The following is a 14,439-nucleotide window of genomic DNA, read 5'->3' on the forward strand; positions in this document are numbered from 1 at the left end:
TCATAGAGCCGACTCTGGCATGTGCTCACTTATGAGTCAAGACATCTCATAGACTCGAGTCGTGAGCAGCGAGTCCGATCCCCGCTTCCGGCGCAGCCGCGAGGCGATCGTGAACGCCGCCCGCGAGCTGCTGCTTCTGCACGGGCCGGCAGCGGTCACGCACAACCAGATCGCCGAACACGCCGGCATCGGGCGAGCGACCGTCTACCGCCACTGGCCACGGACCGATCAGCTGCTGGCCGAGGCCATGGCGACCGTTCCCCTGCCGTTCTTCGAGAACGCCGCATCGCCTTACCGAGAGTGGCTCACCCGCGAACTGACGACTATCGCCGGACAACTCGATCAGGACGACGTGCGCGCCGTCACGTCGACGCTGGTCAACACGGCCCTGTGGGACGCGGCCATGGACACCCGTCGCGAGGGGTTTGCAAGCGTTCTCTCCGAGCGTCTGACGGCTGCCCTGGGCGAAGCAGCGCGACACGGGGAACTCTCCCTCCGGGGAGACGCCACGGCGGCGGCGGCCATGACGATCGGGCCGATCTACTACCGCGCGACCATCGAACGCAAACCCGCGGATGCCACGCTCATCGAGCGCTGCGTGGACGCAGCCGGGGAGTGGCGCACGCTCTGACGCAGAGGCGGGGCCGGCGATCGCCGACCCCGCCCGACGTGGTCGCCTACACCGAGTTCGCCGCTGCGAACACGTTCCTTGGGTCCCAGTGCGCCTTCAGCGCGCGAAGGCGATCGAGCGACGCTCCGAAGCCCGGCGACCGGTCCATCCCGCCGTCGAGGAACGTCAGCGCCAGCGCCTCCCCGGCCCACGGCTCGAACGCGTCGACGAGCGCCGTTGCCGAGGCCGACGCCGCGGGCACCGCCTCGGGCACGGGCGGAACCGCGATCGAATGCACGATGTAGTCGCCGTCGACCGCCGACACGGCCCCTCCGTCCGGCAGGGGCCGGGCGGCGGCACCGCCGATGTGACGGATCTCTGCGACGAACAGCCCGGGATCGGCGGATGCCTCCACGAACGCCGCGACAGCCCCTTCGGGCAGCGCGTCGAGTACGCGGTGGCGCGTCACGGCGGGGGTCGGCTGCGGCGGGTCCATGTGCACCTGCACGAGTGCGGCGGACGGGATGCGCGCGAACGTGTCGATCTCGGGCGCCAGGTCGCGCAGGGGGCGCAGCAGTTCGTCGGCGCGCGCGTCGGACTCGAGCACGGCTCCGTCGATCACGACCACCGACCGGCCGGACAGGAACGGCGGCAGTTCCGGCAGCGGCGGCAGGTGCATCACGCGCAGGGTCGAGGTGACGGATTCGGGCACGGATGCCGTCCACTCGGCCCATGCGCGAGTGACCGCGGGCGTGTGCGCAGCGCCCCACAGCAGCATCCCGGCGAACACGTCGGCGTACGGCAGCAGTTCGATCTCGAGCGAGACGACGATGCCGAAAGACCCGGAGCCGCCGCGGACGGCCCAGAACAGGTCGGCGTTCTCGCGGGCGCTCGCCCGGATCAGCGAACCGTCGGCCGTGACGATCTGCACGGCGCGGACGGCGTTCACGCCGAGTCCGTGGGTTCGCGCGTAGAACGAGACACCGCCGTTGAGCGAGTACCCGGCGACCGACACGTCACCGGCGCTGCCGTGGAGCGCCGTGAGGCCGTGGGGTGCGGCGGCGGCGATGACGTCGTTCCACTGCGAACCGCCGAGCACGATCGCGGCGCGAGCCTCGGGGTGCACGGTGACCCCGCGCAGCGCGCTGAGGCGGACGAGCACGACGTCGGAGAGGTCCGTTTCGGAAAGGCCCGGCGCCGCGTGCCCGGTCGACTGTGCCGCGATGCGCAGGCCGGCGGCGGTCGCCGCACGGACGACGGCGACGACCTCCTCAGCCGACGCGGGCACGACGACCGCGAACGGACGCTGGTCGACGGCGACGTTCCACAGCGACCGTACGGCGTCGTAGTCGGCGTCGCCGGCGAGGATGACGCGAGAACCGAGCGCGTCGCGCAGTTTCGCGGCGCGCTCGTCGAGGGCGGTTTCGGTGATGGATGACATGGTGAGAACCGTTCTTTCGGGTGAGTGACGGCACGACTCTGCTCCCCTTCGTCATCGGCATCCATCCCAGACGAGAGGGGATTTCCGGCCCCCCCAGAATCCTGGGATGGTGGCGAAGCCCGGAGCGGAGCACACTGTTGGCATGGTCACCGCTCTGGCCGCCGGACGCGCGCGCAGCGACATCGATGTGCTGTCGCGCGCCGGCCTGCCGCTCGCGGACTTCATGGAGGAGTCCGCCGCCGCACTGCTGAGCGTCATCCCCTTCGTCGCGGGCTGCTTCTCGAGCACCGATCCGGCGACGTCGATGATCTCCAGCACGCACAAACTCGGCGACCTGCACGGCCGGAACGACGCCGACGTGGCGTGGGCACGCATCGAGTACGGCGGCGAGCCCGACCCCACCCACTACGACGAGATGGCGTCGGCGGGGAACGTCGCCGTCGGCATCCACGCGGCCACCGAGGGTCAGGTCGGCCGCCTCGAACGCATGGCCGATCTCGTCGTCCCCCGGTTCGGCTATGTCGACGAAGCACGCGTCGTGTTCGCCGATCGCGCCGGCGTGTGGGCGACGCTGTCGATCCTCCGGGGCAGCGACGACGCGGTCTTCGACGCGGGCGAGCTGCAGCTGCTGACAGATATCGCGCCGGCATTGACGCGTGGCATCCGGACGGGTCTGCTCTCGCAGCTCGCCCGCCGCGAGGCCGTGCACCCGACCGGCCCGGCGGTCCTGATCATCGACGCCTCGGATCGCGTCGTTCAGTCGAGCCCCGGCGCGCAGGAACGTCTCGCACAGCTGTCCGCGCCCGGGGCGGACCCCCTCAGCTACATCCAGGCGCTCGTGAGCGGCGCGCGCCGCTTCGCCGCGGGGACACTCCCCCGGATGCCGCGCACCCGCACTCGCACGGCCGACGGCGTGTGGCTGGTGCTGCACGCCGCGCCGCTCGGCGGCCTCGGCGACCGCGCCGGCGAGGTGGTCGTGACCATCGAGGAAGCACGCCCGCAGGAAGTCATCGACATCGTGGCTGCGGCGTTCGCGCTGACTCTTCGCGAACGCGAGGTGGTCGGCGCCGTTCTCCGCGGCGCGGACACGAAGGAGATCGCCGCGTCGATGCACGTCTCGCCGTACACCGTGCAGGATCACCTCAAGTCGATCTTCGACAAGGCCGGCGTCACCAGCCGCCGCGAGCTGGTCGCCCGCGTGTACTTCGACCAGTACATGCCGCGCGCGGGGTCGGATCTCGGCGCGGACGGGTGGTTCGCGGAGGCGTGAGCCTTGTCGTCGGGCGGCGGCGTCAGGCTACGGGTCCTGGGCGGATGGATAGCCTCGGGTCGTGACCGATGTGACCGCCGCGTATTCGAGCCGCGCCGCCGAGTACGCGCAGAGGATCGGAACGATGGATGCCGTCCATCCCGTCGATCGCGAGATCGTCGAGTCGTGGGCGCGTTCGGTCTCCGGTCGCATCGTCGACGCGGGATGCGGCCCGGGCCATTGGACACGGCACCTGTTCGACCTGGGCGTCGAGGTGCGCGGAATCGACCGCGTTCCCGAGTTCATCGAGCACGCACGCTCGACCTACCCCGCCGTGCCGTTCGCCGTAGGCAGCATCGAGGCGATCGACGAGCCCGACCGCTCGCTGGGCGGCATCCTGTCGTGGTTCTCGACCATCCACTACAGCCCGGCTGACATCGCCGCGCCGCTCGCGGAGTTCCGACGCACGCTCCGGGTGGACGGCACGTTGCTGCTGGGGCACTTCGATTCGGACGGTGCGATCGAGCCCTTCGATCACGCGGTGGTCCGCGCATACCGATGGCCCGTCGAAGAAGTGGCGGCGGTACTGGAGCGCGCCGGGTTCACCATCGCGGACGTCCATCGGCGCGCCGACCCGGGGCAGCGTCCGGTCGCCGCGGTTCTCTGCCGAAACGGCGGCGCATCGGCAGAGGGGTGATGCGCCTGAGGCGTCGCTACACCGCGCGCGCGAACCGCTCGGCCTGCACCCGGAACGCCGCCGCTAACTCCGGCGGACCCACGACCTGCATCTCGGCCTCGAACCGCCCGAACGACGCGGCGAGCGCTCCCCACGACCACGACCCCGCCTCGAGCGTGCAGGTGTGCTCGTCGATAGCGGTGACGGTCCCGTCGCCGGCGAAGGGCGACACGGCACGCGCCGGGAGGTGCAGCAGGACCGTTCCGCGGCACGGCCAGGCGTTGGCATCCGCGCCCTTGAACCGGGCCGAGACGAACGCGTCGACGTCGCCACCCGGCACCGTGCGCGGGGTGAAGGGGGCGCCGTGCGGGATGCGGGGATGGATGCGATCGACCCGGTAGACCCGCCAGTCGTCGCGGTCGAGATCCCACGCGACGAGGTACCACCGGCCGTCCGAGACGACGAGGTAGTGGGGCTCGACGCGCCGCGGGGAGTCCGTCCCATAGTCGAAGCGCAGCGTGACCCGGTCGCGGATCGTCTGCGCGAGCGTCACAAGCACGTCGAGTGAGATCGGATCGGATGCCACCTCCCCCGGCCGCGCGACCGTCGTGACCTCGAGGGTGTCGAGGCGGTGCCGCAGACGCGAGGGCATGACCTGGCGCATCGTCGCGAGCGCGCGGATCGCGGCCTCGCCGATGCCTGCGCCGAGCGCCGGGGCGGTGCGCAGCGCGACCGCCACCGCGAGCGCCTGGTCGTCGTCGAACAACAGCGGGGGCATCTCGGCGCCGGAGTCGAGACGGTACCCGCCGTCCGGACCCATCGTCGCCTCGATGCGGTAGCCCATCTCGCGCAGGCGATCGATGTCGCGGCGCACCGTGCGGTCGGTGATGCCGAGCCGCGAGGCGAGCAGCGACCCCGGCCAGTCGCGCCGCGTCTGCAGCAGCGACAGCAGGGTGAGCAGCCGCGAGGTCGTGGTCATGGCATCCAGGGTATTTCCGGTCTAGGACAGAAACCGACCTACACGGTTGCGAGGGTGGTGTCACGAGCCGATCCGGCCCGAGACCTAAGGAGCAGACATGTCCGTGCAGACCACCCCTCACCTGAACTTCCGCGGCGACGCCCGCCAGGCGCTGGAGTTCTACCAGTCCGTCTTCGGCGGCCACCTCGTCATCAACACGTACGCCGATTTCGGGATGCCGGCCGAGATCCCCGGTGCCGACAAAGTCGTGTTCGGCCTCGTCGCCGCCGAGAACGGGTTCCGCATCATGGGATACGACATCCCCGGCCAGACCGAGGGCGGCATCGCCGGCGGCGGCTCCACTCACCGCGAGAACAACACGACGATCACCGACCAGGCGCTGTTCGTCTCGATCAGTTCGCCCACGCTCGACGAGCTGAGAGGCTACTGGGATGCCCTGGCGGTGGATGCCACGATCGTCGAGCCCCTCGCGGCGTCGGCGTGGAGCGCGGGGTTCGGCATGCTGACCGACCGGTTCGGCGTGACGTGGAGTGTGTCGGTCGTGGCGGAATGACCCGGTGCGCTGCACCGACCACACGCGCCTCGCGCGCTAGGCCCTGAAGACCGCGCGGGGCGGGGTCGCCACGGTGGCACCGCCCCGCGGCCATATCGACCGCGATAACCCCTGCGGTATTCTGTCGATATGGACATCCGCGCGGAACGACGAGCGGCCGGCCTGAGCCAGGCCGCACTCGCCCGCGCCGCTCAGGTGCCGCAACCGAACATCTCCGCGTACGAGAACGGTCGCCGCCAGCCGAGCGCCGAGGTTCTCGAACGCATCCGGCGAGCGCTCGCGGGCAGCCTTCGCGACCGGCTCTTCCGCCACCGCGACGAGATCCGTCGCCTCGTCGTGGAGTATCACGCCGCCGACCCCCGCGTCTTCGGATCCGTGGCCCGCGACGAGGCCACCGAGTCCTCCGACATCGACCTCCTCGTCGACTTCACACCCGAGGCCGGACTGCTCGACGAGATCGGGCTCCGCCTCGCCCTCGCAGATCTCCTGCACGCGGAGGTCGACGTCGTGGCATCCGATGCCCTTCGTGGGGATCTTCGCGACCGTATCCTGCGAGAAGCGGTGCCGGTGTGAACGTCGAGACGCACAAAGCTCGGGATGCCGCGACCCGGGTCATCGCAGTGTGCGATGTGATCGCGCAGATCGTGACCGGCGGCAAGGACTCGTTCCTCGCGGACGTCCAGGCGCAGTGGGCGGCGGAGATGGGGCTGATCCGTATCGGTGAGGGTGTCGCGAAGATTCCGGTCGCCATACGCGAGCGGTTCGCAGAGCAGCCGTGGCGGCAGATCATCGACATGCGGAACTTCGCCGCGCACCAGTACGACGACCTCGACCCGCACCGCGTCTGGCGCACGCTGACTGTCGACGTTCCCCGGCTGCGCGCCTACCTCGCTGAAGTGCTAATCCCGGGAGTGTGAGCCGGCCGGTACCGCTGCACCGTGACCCCGGAACGGAACTCCCGCCGCTCGACCAGCTCGAGCGTCAGCTCCACACCGTCGAGCAGTCGCGGCCCGCGACCGGCGATCACCGGATGCACGACGAATGTGTACTCGTCGATGAGCCCCGCCGCAGCGAGCGCCACCGGCAGCCGCACTCCGCCGAGCGAGATTCCCCGCCCCGGCCGCTCCTTGAGCCGCCGCACCCCGTCGAGGAGGTCGGCGCTAAGGAGTTCGGCGTTCCAGTTCGCGCTGTCGAGGGTGGTGGAGGCCACGACCTTCCGCATCGGATCCATCACCTCCGCGAACGCGACCTCGCTGGCATCCATCCAACCCGGCCACTGTCCCGATACGGGCCTACGCCACGCGCCGTCCATCAGCTCGTACGTCACGCGCCCGTAGAGGAGCGTGTCGGAGCGGCGCAGCTCGTCGGTCCAGAACGCCATCGTTTCGGCATCCGGCGGCAGGCCCGCTTCGTGGTGGACGCAGCCGTCGAGGGAGACGTTGATGCCGTAGCGCAACGGCTGAGCCATGTCCGATCCTCTCGACGCGACGCGCCCCCTCACGCGTCTGGTCTATCGTCCCCGTACCTCCGGCATCCGTCCAGCGCCCCGCCTGCTCGGATCACCGCCTACGCAGGCGGTGCGATAGCCCTAGCCAACCGAGCCATCTCGGCTTCGAGATCGTCGATACCTCCGGCGAGGCTCACGGCGTGAACGTGAACGTCAACCCGCGCCGAGGGAATGCGAATGATCTGAGAGACCACGTCGCCCGAAACGTAGATGAGGTGAGCCGTCCGCACATCCAAAGCGAGTGCGTAAGCCACCATCTGGTAGACGTCACCGCTCGGCGGACCACCATTCCCGTCGTTGAGCACCTTGTACTTGGTGTCCGCGACGCTCGTCGGCACCCCGGCCTCGACGACCACGTCTGGGCGGAGCGCCACGACGCGCTCTGTATCGAGCCACCATCTTCTGTCCTGCGGGGTGACGCGCAGACCTTTCGGCTCCAGAAGCGCGCGGAGACGTTCGGCGACGAACGACTCGAATACGGTCGCCATGTTCAGCAGGAACGTGCCGCCCCGCCGGACGCCTTCACGGTGCGTCCACGACACCGCCTCCAGGATCAGCCGGGCGAGCATGAGAGCGGGCCCGAGATGCTCGTTCAATCTCGTGATCACGACAGTCGGCAGCGGCATCCCGCGCGGCACCAGACCCGTCTCGAAGAAGTTCATCTCGAGCTCCGTGCGAATTAACTCAACGCCGCGTGAGAGATTCACTGAGCGAAGCGCTCGAATGGCGGTATGCAGGATGCGGTTTGCCGGCACATCCTCACTGAATTGGTCGTAGTCGACCTCGAGAGGCAGGGGCAGCCCGGGTCGAACGGCCAGCTGGCGCGACACATCCCACCGACCCCGCATGACCGAACTCGCCCCCCGTCGTAATCCGACGACAATCCGGCCGCGAACACGAGTGCTGGCCCCGGAGATTGCCTGTCCCGTGAGCTAAGTCCGCGGCGCGCCCGGCGGGGCAGCTAGAGTCGGCTGTGCGGGCCAAGGCGGATCCGCCAGAGAACGAGTAGGTCTTGCCGAGGATCAGAGATGGCGACACTTGGGGCGCGGCGCATAGGCGCCAATGCTGACGAGCAGCTGGTCAGGTCACGTCAGCGGGTGGCCGACCACGGGGAGGTCTTCACGCCACGCTGGCTCGTTGACGACATGCTCGAATTGGTCCGGTCCGAGACCGAACGCATCGATTCCCGGTTCCTCGAACCCGCGTGCGGATCAGGCAACTTCCTGGTACCGATCCTCGAGCGCAAGCTCGCCGCGGTGTCGGCACGGCACGGCCGAAGCGAGTTCGAAAAGCGCCACTACGCTCTCTTCGGACTGATGTGCGTCTATGGCATCGAGCTACTGGCCGACAACGTTGCCGAATGCCGCGCGAACCTCGCGAGAACGTTTGTTCTATATCTGGGTCCTGACGCGGGCGACGAGTGGAAGCGCGCGGCGTTGGCCGTGCTCGCTGCGAACATCGTGCAGGGCGATGCCCTGAAGATGTCGGATGCCTTCGGCAAAGCGATCACGGTTCCCGAGTGGGGCTACCTCGGGCGCGGCAAGTACCAGCGGCGCGACTTCCGCTTCGACGACCTGACTCAGCGCGCCGGGGCCTCGATGGGTCTGTTCGGGGCGTTCCATGAGCACGAGATCTTCACCCCGGTGCGCACCTACCCCTCGATGACCGTGCAGGAGATCGCGGCATGAGCGCGCCGGTCCTCGACGGAAAGGCGTCATTCGCCCTTCGCGGCCACAACCCCGACGTGCTCACGTGCATCGCGAACCTCTCGAACGACGAGGTCTTCACCCCGCCCGAGCTCGCCAACCAGATGCTCGACACCCTCGAGGTCGCGTGGGCCGAGGCGAACGACGGCGACTCCATCTGGTCCGATCCCACGGTCACGTTCCTCGACCCGTTCACGAAGTCGGGCGTATTCCTGCGTGAGATTACCCGGCGGTTGACAGGCGGTCTCGAGTCGCAGATTCCCGAACTCAGCGAACGCGTTGATCACATCCTGACCAAGCAAATCTACGGCATCGGGATCACGCGGCTAACCGCGATGCTCGCGCGCCGCAGCCTCTACTGCTCGAAGGATGCCACGGGCAAACACTCGATCGCGAAATCCTTCGACCGCGACTGGGGCAATATCTGGTTCGAGCGCACCGCGCACACGTGGGCGGGGGACCGCTGTGCTTACTGTGGCGCAAGCAGAACAGCCCATGAGCGATCTGACGAGCTCGAGACGCACGCCTACGCCTTTATCCACACGAAGAACCCGAAGGCGCGTATGGCGCAACTGTTTGGAGCAGACGTGCAGTTCGATGTCATCATTGGCAACCCCCCGTACCAGCTCGACGACGGTGGATTTGGCTCGAGCGCAGCGCCGATCTATCACCGATTCGTCGAACAGGCGAAGGCGCTTGAGCCACGTCTTCTCTCGGTTGTGATTCCCGCGCGTTGGTACGCCGGGGGCAAGGGGTTGGCAGAGTTCCGCACCTCGATGCTCGGTGACGACCGACTGCGGGTCCTCCACGACTTCCCTGACACCGGCGACGTGTTTCCCGGTGTGAACAATCGCGGGGGAATCTGCTATTTCCTGTGGGACCGGGATCATCCGGGCGATGCGGAGGTGTACACGCACGAACGCGGCGGAATTACGTCATCGGCAGTGAGGCCTCTGGTCGAGCCGGGGCTGGAAACGTTCGTCCGCTACAACGAGGGCATCGCGATCCTGAGAAAGGTCCTCGCTGTTGAAGGTAGTGACCAGCCCGGGCAACTGATGCTGCCGCTCGCGAAGAGGTTCAGTTCCTTGGTGAGCTCGCGAAAGCCGTTTGGTCTGGATACGACCTTCGCCGGAAGTCAGACGCCGGTCGATGGCGGCGTTCGCGTATACCGGAACGGCGGCATCGTGTACGCCCCTCGGGCGGTTGTGACCTCTGGAGTGGGGTTCGTGGACGCGACCAAACTTCTCGTGCCTTACGCGAGCCCGGGGAGTGACGACTACCCGCATCTCGTTCTCTCCAAGCCAATCATCGCGGGCCCCGGCGAGATCTCGACTGAGACGTATCTCGTCATCGGGCCCTTCTCCAACGACGCCGAAGCCCGCAACGTGGCGACCTACATGGGAACCCAGTTCTTCCGATTCATGCTCACACTCAAGCGTGTGTCTCAGCACGTGACCAAGGGTGTGTACACGCTGGCGCCGACGCAGGACTTCTCACGGGCGTGGCACGACGACGATCTCGCGGCAAAGTACGGACTTTCCGACGAAGATCGAGACTTCATGGCTCGGTTCGTGAAGCCAGTTAGCTGGGCAGCGGACTACTATGCCTAAGTCGATCGAGGAGCTTCTCCCCGAGAAGCTCGAAGCCCGCCTGCGAATCTACGCGTACTCGATCGCCGACGATGCCCACTCTGGGCTCCTCAAGGTCGGGCAGACGACACAGGACGTTAAAAAGCGCGTCGCACAGCAGCTCAAGACCGCCGCGATTGAGAATTTCGAGATCGTGCTCGACGAACCCGCCGATAGGCCCGACGGCACGGTGTTCCGCGACTTCGACGTGCGTGAGCGCCTCAAGAAGAAGAAGTTCGCGAACCCGACGCTCGAGTGGATGCGCTGCACCGTCGAAGACGTCCGGCTGGCGATCGCCGAGCTGCGCGCGAACAAGGCGTACGAGGGCACGCCCACCCTCGACTTCCCGATGCGCGTCGAGCAGCAGGCGGCGGTCGACAAGACCCACGACTACTACGAGTCGATCTGGGCCGAGGACGAAGACGCCGTCCCCGAGTTCCTGTGGAATGCGAAGATGCGCTTCGGCAAGACCTTCGCGACGTACCAGCTCGCGAAGAAGCTCGGCGCCAAGCGCGTGCTCGTCGTCACGTTTAAACCCGCGGTCGAGGACGCGTGGGACACCGACCTCAGGACCCACGTCGACTTCGACGGGTGGCAGTACCTGTCGCGCAAGACAGGCGGGGATCCGGCATCCGTCGACCCGGATCAGCCGCTCGTCTTCTTCGGGTCGTTCCAGGACCTCTTGGGCCGCGACGCCGCCGGCAACTTCAAGGCCAAGCACAAATGGCTGACTGAGGTGATGTGGGACCTCGTCGTGTTCGACGAGTACCACTTCGGTGCCTGGCGAGACACGGCCAAAGAGCTCTTCGAAGGCGAGGATGACACCGTCCGCCAGAAGGAGGAGGCGCTCGAGTTCTCGGCTGCGGAAGAGACTTTCGCCGAAGAGCTTGAAGAGCGCGGCAGCGACGAGGACGCGTTCGTACCCATCAAGGCGCGCGCCTACCTCTACCTCTCGGGCACACCGTTCAAGGTGCTCAACGAGGGGCGGTTCATCGAAGAGCAGATCTTCAACTGGACGTACACCGACGAGCAGCGAGCGAAGGCAAACTTCGTGGCGCAGCATCCGGATCAGCCGAATCCGTACGCCCCGTTGCCTGAGATGCGTCTGCTTACGTACCAGATGCCTGACGAGCTCATTGCGATCGCGAGCCAGGGCGAGTTCGACGAGTTCGATCTCAACGCGTTCTTCGAGGCGAAGGGGATCGGGGCCGAGGCATCCTTCGTCCACGAGGACGATGTGCAGAAGTGGCTCGATATCATCCGAGGCGGCTATCTGCCGACACAGGTCGATGCAATGAGGGCCGGCACGCGACCGCCGTTCCCGTACTCTGACGCGCGCCTGCTGCCGTACATGCAGCACTCGCTCTGGATGCTGCCGCGCACCGCTTCGTGCGCGGCGATGGCGAACCTGCTGGCCAAGCCGCAGAACGCATTCTGGCACGATTATCGCGTCGTGAATGTATCTGCACCCGGCGTCGGGGTCGGACTCGACGCGCTGCCGCCGGTGCGCGAGGCGATCGGCGGCGGCCACGATACAAAGACGATCACGCTGACGGTCGGCAAGCTGACTACCGGTGTGACCGTGCCGCAGTGGTCGTCGATCCTGATGCTTCGCAATCTGCGGGCGCCCGAAACGTACTTCCAGGCCGCGTTCCGAGTGCAATCGCCGTGGACGATTCGCAACCCCAACGGCGACGATCCGAACGAAGAGGCAATCCTCAAGCCGGTTTGCTTCGTCTTTGACTTCGCGCCGACGCGGGCGCTACGGCAGATCAGCGAGTACGGGCGCGGACTTTCGCCCGAGAGCCCGAATCCCGAGCGCGCCGTCGAGGAGCTCGTGTCGTTCCTGCCCGTGCTGGCCTACGACGGCTCGAACATGACGCAGGTCGATGCGGCTGGCGTCCTCGACATCGCGATGTCTGGCACGTCCGCCACCCTCCTCGCCCGCAAGTGGGAGTCGGCGGTGCTCGTCAACGTCGACAACCTCACCCTCAAGAAGATCATGGCGTCGGATGCCGCGATGAAGGCGGTCATGAACATCGAGGGTTTTAGGGCCCTTGGGGCCAGCATCTTTGAAACCGTGGTGAACAAGAGCGAGTCCGTCGGCAAGACGAAGAAGGAGAAGGGCGACGACATCACCCCGGTCGAGAAGAAGGAGCTCACGGCCGAAGAGAAGGAGTACAAGTCCAAGCGCAAGCAGATCCAAGAGAAGCTCATCAAATTCGCGACGCGAATCCCCGCCTTCATGTACTTGACGGACTTCCGCGAGAACACCCTTTACGACGTCATCACCAAGATCGAGCCGGAGCTCTTCCAGGCCGTCACCGGCCTCACCGTCGAAGACTTCAATCTTCTGGTTTCACTTGGCGTCTTCAACGCCGGGCACATGAACCAAGCAGTGTTTGCCTTCCGACGCTACGAAGATGCATCACTCAAATACACGGGAGTCGAGTCACACGCGGGACTGCGACACTACGGGCTTTACGACACGGTGGTGGCAGTCGAGCACTGACCCAGGCGAAGGCGATCAGTTCGATATGGACAACTCCGTGAAACCTACTGTGCTACGGATGTCGCCTCAGGCCTGTATCCCCGGCGCCGTGTCCGTGACCTGCGAGTATCGCCCCTAGAACACCACGGTGATGGTGTCGGTCGGCCCGCCACGGTGCTTCGCGACTATCATGTCGGCCTCACCCGCACGCGGTGAGCCCCTCCTGTATGCAGCCTCGCGGTGCAGCAGCACCACCCTGTCGGCATCCTGCTCGATCGAGCCCGACTCACGCAGGTCGCTCAGTGCCGACTTCCTGTCAGCACGCTGCTCGGCACCACGGTTGAGCTGCGACAGAGCGAGGTTGGTGTCAGGAAGCTCTGGCCCATGTCCGGGAGCGGCATTCGTCGACGAGGCGAAGCGCCGCGGGGCTGCCACCATCTACGCCGCGGCGCGTAACATCGACAGCATCACCGCGACCGGCGTCGAGAGGATCCGGCTCGATGTGACCAACCCCGCCCAGATCGTTGCCGCCGCCGCCGTCGCGGGCGACGTCCACGTCCTCGTCAACAACGCGGGAATCTCGACGAGCACTCCGTTGACCACCGGAGACGAGGAGAACATTCGCCGCGAGATGGACACCAATTTCTACGGCCCTCTGCGAATGATCCGCGCGTTCGCACCCGCGCTCGCCCGCAATGGCGGAGGAGCGATCATCAATGTCGTTTCAGCGCTTTCCTGGTTCACGACTCCCCTGTCGGGCGCGTATTCGGCCTCGAAGGCCGCGGCCTGGTCACTCGCAGATAGCGCGCGCCTGGAGCTGGCGGCTGAGGGCACGCATGTTGTCGCCGTCCACATGGGCTTGGTCGACACCGACATGTCCGATGGCATCCCGGGTCCGAGGGTCGCGCCGATCGACGTCGCACGCGCCGCCCTCGACGCCGTCGAATCGGGCGCGCAAGAAGTGCTCGCCGACGACTGGGCGGCGTTCATCAAGGCCGGGCTCAGCCTTGACCCGGCTCAGCGTTACGAGCGGATCTTCGGGGCGCTCGCTGGCGGAGCGCGGGTCCGCCGCTGAGTCAGACGGCGAGCGTGCGCGAGGTCCAGCTGGACAGGAGAGCGAGAGCCTCTCGTGAGGCGGACCCGCGCTCGCTCGTATAGATGTAGAGCGCCTGCTCGGTGTCGCCGGGAAGCGTGAGCGACTCGTACCGAACGGTGAGTTCGCCGACGAGGGGATGCCGCAGCCGTTTGCTGCCGAATGTCCGCTGGTGCACGTGGTGCTCCGCCCACCAGGTGTGGAACTCGCTGCTGGCCTCCGTCAGATGCTCGACCAGCTTGGTGGTGTCGGGGTCGTGCGGATCGCGCCCCACCTCGAGGCGAAGTGAAGCGACCGCGTTGCGCGCCTGCTCTTCCCAATCCACGAACAGCTCGCGTGCCTCCGCCGAGCACAGAATCCACCGCGCATAGTTGCGCTCACGGGGAGGCATCCGATCGAAATCGGTGAAAAGAGCGCGTGCCATCGCGTTGGCCGCCAGGACATCGGTATCGCGCCCTTATATCAGCCCCCACGGGTACCTCCCGAGCGAGAGCCTGAGTTCACCA

General features: G+C 67.0%; 14 protein-coding genes and 2 pseudogenes. 10 read left to right on the forward strand and 6 right to left on the reverse strand.

The window, feature by feature from the left end:
• Window positions 1-61: 61 nt before the first annotated feature.
• Window positions 62-631: a TetR/AcrR family transcriptional regulator gene (locus P5G46_RS08550; protein ID WP_408905471.1), complete on the forward strand. Its 570-nt coding sequence runs from the start codon at window positions 62-64 to the stop codon at window positions 629-631.
• Between the two features lie 46 nt (window positions 632-677).
• On the opposite strand, the gene P5G46_RS08555 is transcribed toward P5G46_RS08550, so the two are convergent.
• On the reverse strand, window positions 678-2,051 hold the full coding sequence (locus P5G46_RS08555) for an FAD-binding oxidoreductase (RefSeq protein WP_408905472.1): 1,374 nt from the start codon (window positions 2,049-2,051) through the stop codon (window positions 678-680).
• Between the two features lie 142 nt (window positions 2,052-2,193).
• On the opposite strand from P5G46_RS08555, the gene P5G46_RS08560 reads away from it, so the two are divergent.
• Both P5G46_RS08560 and P5G46_RS08565 read left to right on the forward strand, forming a co-directional pair.
• A complete protein-coding gene (locus P5G46_RS08560; RefSeq protein WP_408905473.1) occupies window positions 2,194-3,321 on the forward strand; it encodes a helix-turn-helix transcriptional regulator in 1,128 nt (375 codons plus the stop codon).
• A gap of 61 nt (window positions 3,322-3,382) precedes the next feature.
• Window positions 3,383-3,997: a class I SAM-dependent methyltransferase gene (locus tag P5G46_RS08565; RefSeq protein ID WP_408905474.1), complete on the forward strand. Its 615-nt coding sequence runs from the start codon at window positions 3,383-3,385 to the stop codon at window positions 3,995-3,997.
• A 16-nt stretch (window positions 3,998-4,013) separates the two neighbouring features.
• On the opposite strand, the gene P5G46_RS08570 is transcribed toward P5G46_RS08565, so the two are convergent.
• Complete coding sequence (locus tag P5G46_RS08570; protein WP_408905475.1) at window positions 4,014-4,955, reverse strand: helix-turn-helix transcriptional regulator; 942 nt, start codon at window positions 4,953-4,955, stop codon at window positions 4,014-4,016.
• 97 nt (window positions 4,956-5,052) lie between these two features.
• On the opposite strand from P5G46_RS08570, the gene P5G46_RS08575 reads away from it, so the two are divergent.
• From P5G46_RS08575 to P5G46_RS08585, 3 genes are all read left to right on the forward strand, one after another.
• Complete coding sequence (locus tag P5G46_RS08575; RefSeq protein ID WP_408905476.1) at window positions 5,053-5,508, forward strand: VOC family protein; 456 nt, start codon at window positions 5,053-5,055, stop codon at window positions 5,506-5,508.
• A 129-nt stretch (window positions 5,509-5,637) separates the two neighbouring features.
• Window positions 5,638-6,081: a helix-turn-helix domain-containing protein gene (locus P5G46_RS08580; protein ID WP_408905477.1), complete on the forward strand. Its 444-nt coding sequence runs from the start codon at window positions 5,638-5,640 to the stop codon at window positions 6,079-6,081.
• Entirely contained in the window at window positions 6,078-6,425 is a 348-nt protein-coding gene (locus P5G46_RS08585; RefSeq protein ID WP_408905478.1) for a HepT-like ribonuclease domain-containing protein, read from the forward strand. The genes P5G46_RS08580 and P5G46_RS08585 overlap by 4 nt, the downstream gene beginning before the upstream one ends.
• Here the strand turns inward: P5G46_RS08585 and P5G46_RS08590 are convergent.
• Together P5G46_RS08590 and P5G46_RS08595 are read right to left on the reverse strand one after the other, a co-directional pair.
• Complete coding sequence (locus tag P5G46_RS08590; RefSeq protein WP_408905479.1) at window positions 6,392-6,976, reverse strand: dihydrofolate reductase family protein; 585 nt, start codon at window positions 6,974-6,976, stop codon at window positions 6,392-6,394. The genes P5G46_RS08585 and P5G46_RS08590 overlap by 34 nt on opposite strands.
• 98 nt (window positions 6,977-7,074) lie before the next feature.
• Window positions 7,075-7,863 (reverse strand): McrC family protein, encoded by a 789-nt coding sequence (locus tag P5G46_RS08595; RefSeq protein WP_408905480.1) that lies wholly within the window; start codon window positions 7,861-7,863, stop codon window positions 7,075-7,077.
• Window positions 7,864-8,043: 180 nt separating this feature from the next.
• On the opposite strand from P5G46_RS08595, the gene P5G46_RS08600 reads away from it, so the two are divergent.
• From P5G46_RS08600 to P5G46_RS08610, 3 genes are read left to right on the forward strand one after another with little or no spacing between them, the layout of a single operon-like run.
• The gene (locus P5G46_RS08600; protein WP_408905481.1) at window positions 8,044-8,703 is read left to right on the forward strand and encodes an N-6 DNA methylase; all 660 of its coding nucleotides are present in this window, start codon (window positions 8,044-8,046) and stop codon (window positions 8,701-8,703) included.
• The gene (locus P5G46_RS08605) at window positions 8,700-10,331 is read left to right on the forward strand and encodes an Eco57I restriction-modification methylase domain-containing protein (protein ID WP_408905482.1); all 1,632 of its coding nucleotides are present in this window, start codon (window positions 8,700-8,702) and stop codon (window positions 10,329-10,331) included. Before P5G46_RS08600 ends, P5G46_RS08605 begins: the two co-directional genes overlap by 4 nt.
• On the forward strand, window positions 10,324-12,861 hold the full coding sequence (locus P5G46_RS08610; protein ID WP_408905483.1) for a GIY-YIG nuclease family protein: 2,538 nt from the start codon (window positions 10,324-10,326) through the stop codon (window positions 12,859-12,861). Before P5G46_RS08605 ends, P5G46_RS08610 begins: the two co-directional genes overlap by 8 nt.
• 114 nt (window positions 12,862-12,975) lie before the next feature.
• On the opposite strand, the pseudogene P5G46_RS08615 reads toward P5G46_RS08610, so the two are convergent.
• Window positions 12,976-13,200 (reverse strand): annotated as a pseudogene (locus P5G46_RS08615) (DnaB-like helicase C-terminal domain-containing protein); the annotation flags it as partial.
• 4 nt (window positions 13,201-13,204) lie between these two features.
• Here P5G46_RS08615 and P5G46_RS08620 point away from each other — a divergent pair.
• On the forward strand, window positions 13,205-13,915 hold the full coding sequence (locus P5G46_RS08620; protein WP_408905484.1) for an SDR family oxidoreductase: 711 nt from the start codon (window positions 13,205-13,207) through the stop codon (window positions 13,913-13,915).
• Between the two features lies 1 nt (window position 13,916).
• On the opposite strand, the pseudogene P5G46_RS08625 reads toward P5G46_RS08620, so the two are convergent.
• A pseudogene (locus P5G46_RS08625) lies at window positions 13,917-14,375 on the reverse strand (MmyB family transcriptional regulator); the annotation flags it as partial.
• Window positions 14,376-14,439: the final 64 nt, after the last annotated feature.

Origin of the sequence: Microbacterium mcarthurae (assembly GCF_046064585.1) — a bacterium.
Classification (GTDB): domain Bacteria; phylum Actinomycetota; class Actinomycetes; order Actinomycetales; family Microbacteriaceae; genus Microbacterium; species Microbacterium mcarthurae.